The 13,223-nt window shown below is 69.3% G+C and carries 12 protein-coding genes and 1 pseudogene; 5 read left to right on the forward strand and 8 right to left on the reverse strand.

Going from position 1 to position 13,223, the window contains the following annotated elements; all coding sequences use genetic code 11:
• Positions 1 to 11: 11 nt before the first annotated feature.
• From kdpB to ASE56_RS16845, 4 genes are read right to left on the reverse strand one after another with little or no spacing between them, the layout of a single operon-like run.
• Complete coding sequence (gene kdpB / locus ASE56_RS04305) at positions 12 to 2,150, reverse strand: potassium-transporting ATPase subunit KdpB (RefSeq protein WP_056225384.1); 2,139 nt, start codon at positions 2,148 to 2,150, stop codon at positions 12 to 14.
• Complete coding sequence (kdpA, locus tag ASE56_RS04310; protein ID WP_056225387.1) at positions 2,150 to 3,835, reverse strand: potassium-transporting ATPase subunit KdpA; 1,686 nt, start codon at positions 3,833 to 3,835, stop codon at positions 2,150 to 2,152. Before kdpA ends, kdpB begins: the two co-directional genes overlap by 1 nt.
• Positions 3,836 to 3,838: 3 nt before the next feature.
• A complete protein-coding gene (gene kdpF, locus ASE56_RS16490) occupies positions 3,839 to 3,928 on the reverse strand; it encodes a K(+)-transporting ATPase subunit F (protein ID WP_082450303.1) in 90 nt (29 codons plus the stop codon).
• Positions 3,925 to 4,065: a hypothetical protein gene (locus tag ASE56_RS16845; RefSeq protein ID WP_200914118.1), complete on the reverse strand. Its 141-nt coding sequence runs from the start codon at positions 4,063 to 4,065 to the stop codon at positions 3,925 to 3,927. Before ASE56_RS16845 ends, kdpF begins: the two co-directional genes overlap by 4 nt.
• Positions 4,066 to 4,462: 397 nt before the next feature.
• On the opposite strand from ASE56_RS16845, the gene arfB reads away from it, so the two are divergent.
• Entirely contained in the window at positions 4,463 to 4,900 is a 438-nt protein-coding gene (arfB, locus tag ASE56_RS04315) for an alternative ribosome rescue aminoacyl-tRNA hydrolase ArfB (RefSeq protein WP_056225390.1), read from the forward strand.
• 104 nt (positions 4,901 to 5,004) lie between these two features.
• Here arfB and ASE56_RS04320 read toward each other — a convergent pair whose 3' ends face one another.
• The 3 genes from ASE56_RS04320 to ASE56_RS04330 form a co-directional block, all read right to left on the reverse strand.
• A complete protein-coding gene (locus ASE56_RS04320; protein ID WP_056225392.1) occupies positions 5,005 to 5,370 on the reverse strand; it encodes a PLD nuclease N-terminal domain-containing protein in 366 nt (121 codons plus the stop codon).
• A 203-nt stretch (positions 5,371 to 5,573) separates the two neighbouring features.
• The gene (locus ASE56_RS04325; RefSeq protein WP_056225395.1) at positions 5,574 to 7,667 is read right to left on the reverse strand and encodes an APC family permease; all 2,094 of its coding nucleotides are present in this window, start codon (positions 7,665 to 7,667) and stop codon (positions 5,574 to 5,576) included.
• 111 nt (positions 7,668 to 7,778) lie between these two features.
• Positions 7,779 to 8,627 (reverse strand): serine hydrolase, encoded by an 849-nt coding sequence (locus tag ASE56_RS04330; protein ID WP_056225398.1) that lies wholly within the window; start codon positions 8,625 to 8,627, stop codon positions 7,779 to 7,781.
• Between the two features lie 44 nt (positions 8,628 to 8,671).
• Between ASE56_RS04330 and ASE56_RS04335 the strand changes: the two genes are divergently transcribed.
• The 4 genes and pseudogenes from ASE56_RS04335 to ASE56_RS18025 all read left to right on the forward strand — a co-directional run.
• Positions 8,672 to 9,763 carry a VanZ family protein gene (locus ASE56_RS04335; RefSeq protein WP_056225401.1) on the forward strand — a complete coding sequence of 364 codons (1,092 nt, stop codon included), beginning with the start codon at positions 8,672 to 8,674 and terminating at the stop codon, positions 9,761 to 9,763.
• A 308-nt stretch (positions 9,764 to 10,071) separates the two neighbouring features.
• Positions 10,072 to 11,601 (forward strand): putative Ig domain-containing protein, encoded by a 1,530-nt coding sequence (locus tag ASE56_RS04340; RefSeq protein ID WP_056225404.1) that lies wholly within the window; start codon positions 10,072 to 10,074, stop codon positions 11,599 to 11,601.
• A 253-nt stretch (positions 11,602 to 11,854) separates the two neighbouring features.
• Entirely contained in the window at positions 11,855 to 12,088 is a 234-nt protein-coding gene (locus ASE56_RS04345) for a hypothetical protein (RefSeq protein ID WP_056225407.1), read from the forward strand.
• A pseudogene (locus tag ASE56_RS18025) lies at positions 12,085 to 12,363 on the forward strand (type II toxin-antitoxin system RelE/ParE family toxin); the annotation flags it as partial. The gene ASE56_RS04345 and the pseudogene ASE56_RS18025, both read left to right, overlap by 4 nt.
• A gap of 44 nt (positions 12,364 to 12,407) precedes the next feature.
• Here the strand turns inward: ASE56_RS18025 and ASE56_RS04350 are convergent.
• Positions 12,408 to 12,992, reverse strand: coding sequence for a GNAT family N-acetyltransferase (locus ASE56_RS04350; RefSeq protein WP_056225409.1), 585 nt, complete (start codon positions 12,990 to 12,992; stop codon positions 12,408 to 12,410).
• Between the last annotated feature and the right edge of the window lie 231 nt (positions 12,993 to 13,223).

The raw sequence follows: 13,223 nt of genomic DNA on the forward strand, positions 1-13,223 counted from the left end.
GACGGGGCCTTTCAGAAACCGGGGAGCAGGCTCACGACGAGGTCGATGAGCTTGATGCCGATGAAGGGGACGATGACGCCGCCGAGCCCGTAGACGAGCAGGTTGCGGCTGAGGATGCTCGACGCGCTCGCGGCGCGGTATTTCACGCCGCGCAGGGCGAGGGGGATGAGCACGATGATCACGATCGCGTTGAAGATGATCGCGCTGAGCACCGCGGATGCCGGAGACGACAGCTGCATGACGTTCAGCACCGCGAGCCCGGGGAAGACGCCCATGAACATCGCCGGGATGATCGCGAAGTACTTCGCGATGTCGTTGGCGAGCGAGAAGGTCGTCAGGGCGCCGCGCGTGATGAGCAGCTGCTTGCCGATGCGCACAATGTCGATGAGCTTGGTCGGGTCGGAATCGAGGTCGACCATGTTGCCGGCCTCCTTCGCGGCCGAGGTGCCCGTGTTCATCGCGACACCCACGTCGGCCTGCGCCAGAGCGGGGGCGTCGTTCGTGCCGTCACCGGTCATCGCGACGAGGTTGCCGCCCTCCTGCTCGCGCTGGATGAGGGCAAGCTTGTCTTCGGGCGTGGCCTCGGCGAGGAAGTCGTCGACGCCCGCCTCGGCCGCGATCGCCTTCGCGGTGAGCGGGTTGTCGCCCGTGATCATCACGGTGCGGATGCCCATCGCGCGCAGCTCGCCGAAGCGCTCGCGCAGTCCGTCTTTGACGACGTCCTTGAGGTGGATGACGCCGAGCACCTGGCCCGCACCCTTCGACAGGGTCGCGACCACCAGGGGCGTGCCGCCGGACTGAGCGATGGCATCCGTCTCGCTCATCAGCTGCGCGCGCAGCGCCGGGGCGACCGGACTGCCCGAGGCCTCGAGCCACGCGAGCACGGCCGAGCTCGCGCCCTTGCGCACCTGCGTGCCGTCGACGAGGTCGAGGCCGCTCATGCGGGTCTGGGCGGTGAACGGCACGGGCTCGGCGCCGCGGGGCATGTCGGCGACGATGCCCTGGGCCGCGGCCAGCTCGACCACCGAGACGCCCTCGGGCGTGGGGTCGGCCTGCGACGACAGCGAGGCGTACTCGGCGAGCTCGGGGCTGCCGATGCCCTTCATCGGCACGAAGGCCGAGGCGCGACGGTTGCCGTAGGTGATGGTGCCGGTCTTGTCGAGCAGCAGGGTGGTGACGTCGCCCGCGGCCTCGACCGCCCGGCCCGACATGGCCAGGACGTTGCGCTGCACGAGGCGGTCCATGCCGGCGATGCCGATCGCGCTCAGCAGCGCACCGATGGTCGTGGGGATCAGGCAGACCAGCAGCGCGACCAGGACCGGGATCGACACCGGCGATGCCGCGTACGAGGCGATCGGGTTCAGCACGAGCACCACGATGACGAAGACGATCGACAGGCTCGCGAGCAGGATGTTCAGCGCGATCTCGTTGGGCGTGCGCTGACGCGACGCGCCCTCGACCAGGGCGATCATGCGGTCGACGAAGGTCTCACCCGGCTTCGAGGTGATCCTCACCACGATGCGGTCGCTGAGCACGCGCGTGCCGCCGGTGACCGCGCTGCGGTCACCCCCGGATTCGCGCACCACCGGGGCGGACTCGCCCGTGATGGCCGACTCGTCGACCGTCGCGATGCCCGACACGATGTCGCCGTCGCCGGGGATGAGCTCTCCGGTCTCGACCAGCACGATGTCGCCGACGCGGAGGTCGCCCGAGGGGACGTCTTCGGTGGCGGCACCGGATGCCGAGGGGTCGGCCTTCTCGTCGTACGAGACGACGCGGCGGGCCGAGGTCGTCGTGCGCGTCTTGCGCAGTGTCGCGGCCTGGGCCTTGCCGCGGCCCTCGGCGACCGACTCGGCGATGTTCGCGAAGAACACCGTGAGCCACAGCCAGACGGCGATGCCCCAGGTGAAGCCGAAGGGGAGGCTGTCGTCGCTGCCGTCGAGGAACGGCTCGGCGATCGCGATGAGGGTCGTCAGCGCGGCGCCCACCCAGACGAGGAACATCACGGGGTTGCGCCACTGCGCGGCGGGGTTGAGCTTCTTGGCCGCGCCCGGCAGGGCGGCCACGACCTGCGCGGCGCCGAACGCGCGGCGCGGGGCGGTCGCCGCCGGTTCGGCTTCGGGGGCCGGGGCGTGGGTGAGGGTGGACATCAGCGGGTCAGTCCTTCAGCGAGGGGTCCGAGGGTGAGGACCGGGAAATAGGTGAGAGCCGTGACGATCACGACGACGCCGGCGAGAAGGCCCGCGAACTGCGGGCGGTGCGTCGGCAGGGTTCCGGCGGTGGAGGGCACGGCATCCTGAGCCGCGAGCGAACCGGCGAGGGCCAGCACGAACACGATCGGCAGGAAGCGGCCGAGCAGCATCGCCACACCGAGTGCGGTGTTGAACCACGGGGTGTTGGCGGTGAGGCCCGCGAACGCCGAACCGTTGTTGTTCGCGGCCGAGGTGAAGGCGTAGAGCACTTCGCTCAGGCCGTGGACGCCCGGATTCCAGATCGAGGTGGTCTCGACGTCGGAGCGGATCGCGGGGACGCCGAAGCTCAGCGCGGTCCCGGCCAGCACGAGGGTCGGGGTGACGAGGATGTACAGGCTCGCGAGCTTGATCTCCTTCGGCCCGATCTTCTTGCCGAGGTACTCGGGCGTGCGGCCGATCAGCAGACCACCGACGAAGACCGCGATCACGGCGAGGATCAGCATGCCGTAGAGGCCCGATCCGACACCGCCGGGGGCGATCTCGCCGAGCATCATGTTGATCATCGGCATCATGCCGCCGAGAGCGGTGTAGCTGTCGTGCATCGAGTTGACGGCACCGGTCGAGGTGAGCGTGCTGGTGGTGCCGAAGAGGGTCGACCCGAAGATGCCGAAGCGCACCTCTTTGCCCTCCATCGCGCCGCCCGCGAGCATCGGGGCCGTGCCGTTCCCGGCCATCTCGGCCCAGGTGAGCAGGGCGGTGGATGCCACGAAGATGGCCCCCATCACGCCGAGGATCGTGTAGCCCTGGCGGTTATCACCGACGATCCGGCCGAAGGCGCGGGGGAGCGAGAACGGGATCACCAGCATGAGGAAGATCTCGAAGAGGTTCGTCCACGGCGTGGGGTTCTCGAACGGGTGAGCCGAGTTCGTGTTGAAGAACCCGCCGCCGTTGGTGCCGAGCAGCTTGATGGCCTCCTGCGAGGCGACCGGGCCGCCGGGGATCGACTGGGCCGCTCCCGCGACGGTCGCGGCATCCGTGAAACCGGTGAGGTTCTGGACGACACCGCCCGCCAGCAGCACGACCGCGGCGACGATCGCGAAGGGCAGCAGCAGACGGGAGGTGCCGCGCACGAGGTCGACCCAGAAGTTGCCGATCACGCCGCTGCGGCGGTACGCGAAGCCGCGCACGAGGGCCACGGCGACGGCGATGCCGACGGCGGCCGACACGAAGTTCTGCACGGTCAGGGCGGCGAACTGCACGGTGTAGCCGAGCGTGGCCTCACCCGAGTACGACTGCCAGTTCGTGTTGGCGACGAAGGATGCCGCCGTGTTGAACGACAGCGCCTCGCCGGGGGCGTCGAAGCCCAGCGACAGCGGAAGTACCGCCTGCAGGCGCATGATCGCGTAGACGAACACGGCGCCGACGAACGAGAACAGCAGCACCGAGCGCAGGTAGGCCTGCCAGGTCTGAGCGCTGCGGGGGTCGACGCCGATCAGGCGGTAGGTGCCGCGCTCGACCGCGAGATCGCGCTCGCCGGTGTAGATGCGGGCGATGTAGTCACCGAGGGGGCGATACGCCAGGCCCAGGGCGACGAGGAGGGTGAGGCTGGTCAGGACGATCGACCAGATGCTTCCGCTATCCATGACTCAGAACTTCTCCGGTCGGACGAGCGCGATCACGAGGTACACCACGGCGGCGACCGCGAGCACGGCGGCCAGGATCGAGAAGAAGATCACGAGCGCTCACCGCCTCGACCGGTGGGGCGGGCGGACGAGGGGCGGGCCTCGGGGCCCATCTTCTCGACCCCCTTGGCGACGAGCGCGACCAGCGCGAAGATCGCGACGGTCACGGCGAGGAAGACGACATCGAGCACGACGACTCCAGATTCGGGTCTGACCGCGGGCGGGCCGCGGGCACCGCGGGGCGGCACGTCTGTCGATACAACTCCTCGAGCCCGCGGCATCCCGGCGTCCTAACGCTTTCCCTACGGGTCCCTGACGGACGCATACGGGGTGCTTACGGGGTGGCTGGGAGCGGCCGGCGATGCATGACTCCTGCAGATCGGGCACTCCCCGGTCCCGGACCGCGCGGCGAGGTCGGATCTGCAGGAGTCGTGCCGCGGGGCGGGCCTGCGCGACGCGGTGCCGGCGCGACAAGCGGGTTCACGGCCGGCCGTGCACAACTCCTGAGGGATGTAACCGCGGGGGGAGCGCAGACCGTCGGAACACCGATTTTGCAGGAGTTGTGCGCCGACCGCGCATGATGGAGGCATGCTCTCCTCCGACGGATCCGACGTGCGCGTCAGCGCTGCGCTCGTGATCCCGGCGGCGGAGCTGTCATGGCGGTTCTCGCGCTCGTCGGGCCCGGGCGGTCAGGGCGTGAACACCGCCGACTCCCGGGTGGAGGTGATGTGGGATGCCACGGCATCCGCCGTTCTCTCACGGGTTCAGCGTGAGCGCGTGCTCGAGCGGCTCGGCGACCGGCTGGTCGACGGGGTGCTGACGATCGCGGCCTCGGAGCATCGGGCGCAGCTGCGCAATCGCGACGCCGCTCGCGCCCGGCTCGCGGCCCTCGTCGCCGAGGCGGTGCGCCCGCCCGCCCCACCCCGCCGCGCGACGAAACCCACGCGCGGGTCGAAGGAGCGCCGCCTGCAGGCCAAGCAGCGCCGCACCGACGTGAAGAAGATGCGCCGCCGCCCGACCGACTGACGCGGTTTCGTCCTGTCCCCGTCATCCCGTGTCGAGCGTCCAGAACACCCGGACGCTTCCGAAAATCGTCCGGGTGTCTTGGACACTTAAGGGGGCGACCGGAGTCAGCTGGTCGCGCCGCCCTCGGCCCGGCGGCGGCGCACCTGCTCCTCGAGATCGGCGAGGTGCATCTCGCGCTCGAGGTCGGCGATCTGCTGCTCGGTGGTGCGGCTTTCGCGCGAGGCGGGCGGGGGAGCGGGCTGCGCGTCCTTCTGCCAGCGCCGCGGGTCGCCGAACGACATCGGCGTCGACCGTGCCTCGTACTCGCGACCGAGGGCGAACCACAGGATCGAGCCGATCAGCGGCAGCAGCACGATGAAGAAGATCCATGCGAATTTCGGCAGGTGCTTCACCTGGTCCTCGCGGCGGGTGATGGCGTCGATGAGGGCGATCACCATCACGACGAGGGTCAGCAGGGCGAGGACGGGCATGGCATCCACCCTGGCGGAGACTCCCGGTGGCGTCCACCGCCGCTTCGCGAGCGGGCCGAACTCCGGACTTTTCGCGCGCGCGGCGTCTGCGGGGCTGATTCCACCGGCCGCGGCTCGCGTTTCTCAGGAGTTCTGCCCGGTGCCAGTCGCGCGGCGAAACGCCGAACGCCCCCGCCGGAGGGGCGGGGGCGTTCGAGAGGGGCTCAGGATGCCGAGTCGGTGGGCGTCTTCCGCGCCTTGTGCGCCGGGGCCTCGGCCACGGGCTGACCACCGCGCTGCTGACCGGGGAGCGGACGCGACCGGCGGCCGTAGATGACCTCGGACGAGTCGAGCAGCCACGGCACGAGGGTGATCGAGACGCCGTGCACGAGCATCAGCTGGTGCGCGAGACGGCGCGAGCGGCGGTTGTGCAAGATCGACTCCCACCAGTGTCCGACGATGAACTGGGGGAGGTACACGGTCACGACGGCGGAGCCGTTGTTCTCGCGGTACTTCTTGATGAAGGCCGACACCGGCGAGGTGTAGGTGCGGTACGGCGAGTCGATGATGACCAGCGGAATGGGCATCTCGTGGTCGGCCCATTCCTTCTGCAGTCTCGCCGCGTCTTCGTCGGTGATGGCGACATGGACCGCGAGGGTCTTCTGATGGTTGGCCGCGAGGGCGTAGTCGATCGCCTTCATGACGGGCTTCTGCAGGCGGTTCACGAGGACGATCGCGACGTCTCCCGACGAGCCGAAGTGCACGGTGTCGTCCATGCGGATCTCGTGCTCGACGTCGCGGTAGTAGCGGTTCACGCCGATCATGAGCACTGCGAGGATCGGAATCGCGATGAACACGAGCCACGCGCCGTGGGTGAACTTCGTGATCGTGACGATCAACAGCACGAGGACGGTCATCGCCGCGCCGACGGAGTTGATCCACAGGCCCGAGATCGCCGAGCGGCGCTCGATCGCGGCCGACTGCTGCTTCGCCGCCTCGGGCGGCAGGTCCTTCAGCCCGCGCAGTGCGCGGCGCCAGTGCCTGACCATGCCGATCTGACCGAGCGAGAACGAGACGAACACACCGATGATGTAGAGCTGGATCAGCGTCGTGAGGTTGGCCTGGTAGACGATCAGCACGCCGATGGCGACGATGCCGAGGATGATCATGCCGTTCGAGTAGACCAGCCGATCGCCGCGGGTGTTGAGCGCCTTGGGGGCGTAGCCGTCGCGGGCGAGCACGGCACCCAGCAGGGGGAAGCCGTTGAAGGCGGTGTTGGCGGCCAGCAGCAGCACGCACGCGGTGGCGGCCTGGATGATGAAGAACGGGATGCTTCCCATGCCGAAGGTGGCGGCGGCGACCTGGGCCATGAGGCTCGGCTGCGGGTTGTTGGCGCAGTCGAAGCCGATCAGGTGGCAGGGGTTCTCGGCGTAATGCACGCCCGAGATGAGGGCCAGGATCGTCAGCCCGGCGAACAGCACGATGGCGATGCCGCCCATCATGGTGAGCGTCGTCTGCGCGTTGCGGATCTTCGGCATGCGGAAAGCGGGCACGCCGTTCGACACGGCCTCGACGCCCGTGAGGGCCGAGCAGCCGCTCGAGAAGGCGCGCAGCACGAGGAGGATGAGCGCCGCTTGCGTGAGCGACTCGGCCTGCACGGCGTACTGGGCGCTCTCGGCGACGGGGGCATCGCCGAGGAGCGTGCGCCCGAGACCCACGACGATCATGACGCCGACCGAGCCGATGAAGAGGTACGTCGGGATCGCGAAGACGCTCGAGGCCTCGCGCACACCGCGGAGGTTGACGATCACGATGAGGATGACGAATCCGACCGCGATCTCGACGCGGAAAGGATTCAATTCGGGCAATGCCGAAATGATGTTGTCGACTCCGGATGCCACGGACACGGCGACCGTGAGCACGTAGTCCACCAGGAGAGCTGCGGCGACGACCACCCCGGGCACCTCGCCCAGGTTCTTGCTCGCGACCTCGTAGTCACCGCCGCCCGAGGGGTACGCCTTGATGAGCTGGCGGTAGCTCAGCACGACCACGACCAGGAGTGTCACGACCGCGACCGCGACCCACGGGCTGAGGGTCAGCAGGGCCGTTCCGCCGATGAGCAGGATCATCAGCAGCTCCTGCGGGGCGTAGGCCACGGAGGAGAGCGCGTCGGAGGCGAAGATCGGCAGCGCCATCTTCTTCGGGAGGAGCTGCTCGTCGAGTTTCTCCGACGTGAGGGGCTCGCCGATCAGGATGCGTTTCGCGATCGGCGTCTCTTCGCCGTCAACGCGACTTTCGTCAGTCACGGCGCGCGACATTACGCGCACTGGACGCCATGCGCAATCTGACGCGCACACCGTTCAACGCATGGTCGCCGGACCGCGACCTGGTGGTGGCGGGGGAAATGATTCCTGCACAGCAGGAAACGCTCACGTCGCGGCGATATTCCCGATGAATTTCGCGACGGCGTCGGCCCCACTGTGATCGTGCGCGGTCACCGTCACGACGGCGTCGCCGATGAAGACGATGAGCTGACCGTGGGCACCGTGCAAGCGCCACGCGCCTCCCGGCCCGTCCCACCCCGACAAGGCGTAGCGGCGGTACCCGTCGCCGACGCTGCCCGTCTCGATCCAGCCCGAGTGCATGGCATCCACGATTCTCGGCGACACCACGCGGCGACCGTCGACGACGCCGCGGTCGCGGATGAGCAGCCCGAGCTGAGCCAGCTCGTCTGTGCGCAGCTCGAGGCCCTCTCCGCCGAGGACGCGGCCGCTCGGGGAGCGCCGCCACGAGACGTCGGCCCACCCCAGCGGGGCGAACAGCCGGGGGCGGAGGAATTCTTCGATGTCACCGGTCCGCTGCGACAACGCGGCCATCGCCGTATACGTGCTCGCATTCGAGTACTGGAAGATCCGACCGCGCGAGGGGCGCGACAGGAATTCGGCGGCGAGGTCGGGCCAGTCGGTCATCATCGTCTCGGACCAGGGCAGGTCGATGCCGCTCGACATCGAGAGCAGGTCCCGGAGGGTCACCGGAGTCGCGGCGGGGAGCACCGGGCGGACCGGCTCGTCGAGCGACATCAGCCCCTCGTCGACGGCGATGCCCGCGGCGAGCACGGCCACAGCCTTCGCGACGGAGTGGATCTCCTCCCGCTTATCGGGCGTCCACCGGTGCGTCGCGACATCGTCGCCCACGCGCACGTGGAGGCCGTGCGCGCCGAAGCCGGTGTCGTCGATGCGAGCGACGAGCGCGTCGCGGAGGGCGGCTGCGCGGGTCATCCGCCCAGGCTACGTCGCCCGCCAATCCTGCCTAGGCTCGCGGGGTGGACAACATCGTGCGCTCGGGGCTGTTGGCCGTCCTCGCGGGGGCGGTGGTCGCCGTCCTCGCCTTCGTGCCGTTCGTCGCGGTCAGCTACCGGCGCCGCGGCCGGCTCACGCTGGGACGCGCCCTGCTGTGGGCGGCGGCGGCCGTGTACTTCTGGGCGATCTGGACGTACACGCTCATCCCGCTCCCCGACTCCGAGGTCTACCGCTGCGCGGGCGTCAACCTCCACCCCTTCGCCTTCGTCGACGAGGTCCGCTCCGCGGTCGCCGTGTCGGGCCGGTATCTCACCGACCCGGTGGTGCTGCAGGTGGCGCTGAACGTGCTGTTGTTCGCTCCTCTCGGCTTCTTCCTGCGCGTGCTCGGAGGTCGCGGCATCCTGATCGCGGGTCTCGTCGGCTTCGCGACCTCGGGGATCATCGAGACCACGCAATTGACCGGTGTGTGGGGGATCTTCCCCTGCGCGTACCGCGTCTTCGACGTCGACGACCTTCTCGCGAACACGGGCGGTGCGCTGCTCGGGTCGATCCTCGCGTTCGTCGTCCCGGCGCAGCACCGCGGGGTGGAGATGGCTCCGGATGCCGAGACCCCGCGCCCCGTGACGCGTCGCCGCCGTCTGCTGGGGCTGGTGTGCGACGTCGTGGGCGTCTGGCTGGTCGGCATCGCCGTCGCCGTGGTGGTGCAGGCGGTGCTCGTGCTGCGGGGAGGCGACGCGTCGTCGATCTCGACCGATGACGTGGCGTCGCTGTCGGGGACGGTGGCGGCGGCGGGGCTGTGGCTCGGAGTGATCCTGGCGACGGGTCGCTCGATCGGCGACCTCGCGACGCGCGTGCGGTTCACGAACGGTGTGCTGCCGGCCTGGGTCGCGCGCCCCCTGCGCTTCGCGACCGGGGCGGGGGCGTACGCGATCCTGGAGGCACTGCCGACGCCGTGGTCGCTGCTCGCGTTCGTCCTGGCGCTGGCGACCGCCGCGCTGCTGCTCGTGTGGCCCGACGGTCGCGGACTGACCGGGTGGATCGGCCGGCGCCGTCTGGTCGACGACCGTGCGGGAGTGGTCAGCCCGACGGTGGACCGGGGCGCCCGGGCCCGCTGACACGAGCCCGTGGTCGACTCGTCGAGCGCAGTTCTTCGTTGTGCGCACAGGCGCGGTGTGAAACGGCGGGGAGTGGAGAGCTCCCCTCGGCGTATCTTTTGTCGCCCGAAGTTGACAACCGGTCTGTCGGCTATGGGCTCAATGTGCACTCACGCATAGCGTCCAGTGAACGTCCCGGCCCGGGGACGTACATGGAGCGCCCTTGGGGGACGCGATCTGTCCGGGATCGATTTCGAAGTCGGCACATTCATTCACCCTCATGCGCGCCCGTACACAGCCCTGATCGACGCGCAACCGAGGAGCAGCACATGCCATTGTCCAATACCGGCCGTCCACGCATCGTGGCCGGAGCGCTCATCGGGGCGCTACTCGCAACCGGGGCCGTCGCCGGCGCAAGCACTCCCGCGTTCGCCGCGGCCTGCATCACGACGCCGCTGCCGGTCAACATCAGCGTCTTCCTCTCTGGCTATTCCTTCGGTGGTGCGGACGAGATCAACGCCTCGTATGACCCGGCTGATCCACAGTCTCGACCGTTCCCCACGACCGAGCCGTACAGCACCGACGGACACAGCCTGCTTCGCGGCGGTGCTGGAAATACCGTCACGAATCTCACCCCGGTCGCCGACTGGGTCATCGTGGAGCTCCGCGACACGGTCGACGCCTCGCTGATCGTGGCGACGGACACCGTCCCCGTTGATCGCCTGACCGGGGCCGCGCTCACGACCCCGGAGTTCGCTGTTCCCGCCGGCAGCTACCGGGTCGCCATCGCGCAACGCAACCACCTGACCGCCATGGCCGCCACGCCGGTGACCCTTGGCGCGGCGCTGACCCCGACGGTCGACTTCACCGACCCGGCCACGCTGATGTACAACCAAGTTCCGGCCAACGCCGCCAAAGAACGGTACCCCACCCCGGCGCGTCTTCAGCTGGTCCCGGGGGACTTCGATGCGAACGGTGTCATCGATGCCGCAGACTACACAGCGTTGAATATCGCGGTGTCGCAGCAGCCGCCTGGCTACTCGGTCTACGACATCAACCTCGACGGCTTCGTGGACGGCAGTGACACCGGCACCTTCAACGCAGTAGTCGCCGGACAGTACGGCGCGGCATCCGTGCCGGCTGGACGTCTCGCGCCGGTCCCGGTGTGCGACGCACCGCGCATCACCTCTGCTGCCCCGTCCAACCCCACCTCGGGTACCCCCTACACATCCAAGGTGACCGCCTCCGGCACCGGTCCGATCACCTACGCGGTGAGCAACGGAACCCTCCCACCGGGCCTCACGCTGGACCCGACCACCGGGACGATCTCGGGAACGGCCACCACCCCGGGAAGTTACCCGTTCCGTGTCACCGCGACGAACGCCTACGGAGCCGACTCCGCTGACTACACGCTCGCGATCGCCGCACCCCCCGTGATCACCACCCCCACTATCCCGGCGGGCACGGCAGGCACTCCCTACTCGCAGACGATCACCACGACCGGCAGCGGTCCGATCACCTACACCGTCACGAACGGCACCCTGCCCCCTGGGCTCGCGCTCGACGCAACAACAGGCGTGATCTCCGGAACTCCGTCGCAGTCCGGCGCCTTCTCGTTCTCGATCACCGCATCCAACGCAGCTGGCGCGGACACCCGCACCTACGGCGTGACGATCGGTGCGACCGTCTCGCCCCCGACCTCCACCCCAAGTCCGGTCGTGCCCGCCTCGAGCAACTCCTCACACCTCGCCGTCACCGGCGGTGACTACACCGCCTCACTGTATGCAGGCGTGGTGGGACTTCTGATGCTCCTCGTTGGAGCGAGCGCGTACGTCATCACGCGTCGCCGGCGCGTCTGACCAGATGGTCCTGCGTACCCGGCTCCCGCAGCCGCTACGCAGGACCATCTGACGCGGGCACTTGCGATCTCTTATACCGTCTGCACGCAGGGGCTCGCATGTCACGCCTGGTTCGGTCGGCCTATGACCGCTCGTCCCGGACCGTCGGCCGGCGCCGTCTGGTCGACGACCGTGCGGGAGTGGTCAGTCCGACGGTGGAGCGGGGCGCTCGGGCCCGATGACAAGGTTTGCCATCGACGCGGAGGCTTCTCTCATGGCCACGATGAACATCTCCCTCCCGGATGAGCTGCGCGCGTTCGCCGACGAGCAGGTGAGCTCGCACCTCTACGCGTCGAGCAGGGAATACGTACGCGAACTCATCCGCCGCGACCGCGACAACGTGCGCCTCCGCGATGCCGTCCTCGACGGCGTCCGTTCGGGCGACGGTTCGGAAATGGATGCCGCATACTTCGATCGACTGCGGGCGCGCGGCACCGAATCCCGGTGACGCGCCGCGTCGTCTCCTCTCACGCCACCGACGATGACCTCACCGGCGCCGTGGAGGTCTACCGACCGACCGCCGACGCGGCGACGGCCGAGCGGTTCTTCGACGCGATCGAACAGTGCGTTCGCCGCAGCGCGGCCTTCCCCTCGGTGGGGTCGATGTCGGCCGAAGCCCTCACCGGAATCCCGGGACTCCGCAGTCTGGCGGTCGAGAGGTTTCCGTATCAACTCCTGTATACGAACGATGACGATGTTGTCCGGGTTCACCGCGTGCTGCACGCGCGCCGCGATGTGGGACGCGCCTTCGCCGACTGCGGTGCCGGTCAGCCCGCGCGGAACTCTTCGGCGAGCACGCCCATGAGGACCTCGTCATGGAATCGCCCGCCGTGGAACGCCACCGCGCGTCTCACGCCCTCGCGCACGAATCCCGCCTTCTCGTCGGCCCGGATGGCGCGATCGTTGAAGGCCCACACGCGGAGCTCGATCTTGTGCACCCCGAGCTCGTCGAAGGCGAACCGCAGCATGGTGCGCGTGGCATCCGCGCCGTATCCGCGGCCGACGGCGTCGGGGCCGAGGATGATCGCGAAGGTCGCGATGCGGGCCGGGAGGGCGGCTCCCCACATCGTGGCGTGACCGATGAGCTGCCCGGTCTCGTCGTCGATGCTGAAGCCCGCCCCGACGGGGGAGTCATTGCGGCTCCACGCCTGGAACATCTCGCGAACGGATGCCGCCGGGCGCGGGCTCACGCTGTTCTGCTGCAGCACGGCGCTGTCGCTCTGCAGCCACCAGTCGACGAGCGGGTCGAGGTCGGCGTCGGTCAGCGCGCGGAGCCGCACGCGCTCGCCGCGCAGCAGGGCGGAACCGTATGCCAGGGCGGTGTCGGTGTCGTGGATCGCGTCGTCGGCCATGTCCCGACGCTACCCAACCGGTCGGACACCGTGCCGTCCGGGTCTCGGGCGCGTGCACAACGGCGGGACCCTGGGCCGACACCCCGGCGGCGTCGACCGAGAAGCGGCGCGTCGAGCGAACGACCCGCCGTTGTGCTCGCACGTGTTCCGCGGTCGGGCCGCGAGCCCCCGCGGTTGTGCTCGCGGACGCCCCGCATGTGCTCGCGCACGACCCACGGGTGTCTCGACGAC

The organism is Microbacterium sp. Leaf203 (genome assembly GCF_001421275.1).
GTDB lineage: Bacteria > Actinomycetota > Actinomycetes > Actinomycetales > Microbacteriaceae > Microbacterium > Microbacterium testaceum_A.

What these genes read in the sequence shown, in the direction of transcription:
- ASE56_RS04340 (WP_056225404.1), top strand. Translation starts at nt 10,072, where the DNA reads ATGCCATTGTCCAATACCGGCCGTCCACGCATCGTGGCCGGAGCGCTC.
- ASE56_RS04325 (WP_056225395.1), bottom strand. Translation starts at nt 7,667, where the DNA reads ATGTCGCGCGCCGTGACTGACGAAAGTCGCGTTGACGGCGAAGAGACG.
- ASE56_RS04330 (WP_056225398.1), bottom strand. Translation starts at nt 8,627, where the DNA reads ATGACCCGCGCAGCCGCCCTCCGCGACGCGCTCGTCGCTCGCATCGAC.
- kdpB (WP_056225384.1), bottom strand. Translation starts at nt 2,150, where the DNA reads ATGTCCACCCTCACCCACGCCCCGGCCCCCGAAGCCGAACCGGCGGCG.
- kdpA (WP_056225387.1), bottom strand. Translation starts at nt 3,835, where the DNA reads ATGGATAGCGGAAGCATCTGGTCGATCGTCCTGACCAGCCTCACCCTC.
- ASE56_RS04350 (WP_056225409.1), bottom strand. Translation starts at nt 12,992, where the DNA reads ATGGCCGACGACGCGATCCACGACACCGACACCGCCCTGGCATACGGT.
- arfB (WP_056225390.1), top strand. Translation starts at nt 4,463, where the DNA reads ATGCTCTCCTCCGACGGATCCGACGTGCGCGTCAGCGCTGCGCTCGTG.
- ASE56_RS04345 (WP_056225407.1), top strand. Translation starts at nt 11,855, where the DNA reads ATGGCCACGATGAACATCTCCCTCCCGGATGAGCTGCGCGCGTTCGCC.
- ASE56_RS04320 (WP_056225392.1), bottom strand. Translation starts at nt 5,370, where the DNA reads ATGCCCGTCCTCGCCCTGCTGACCCTCGTCGTGATGGTGATCGCCCTC.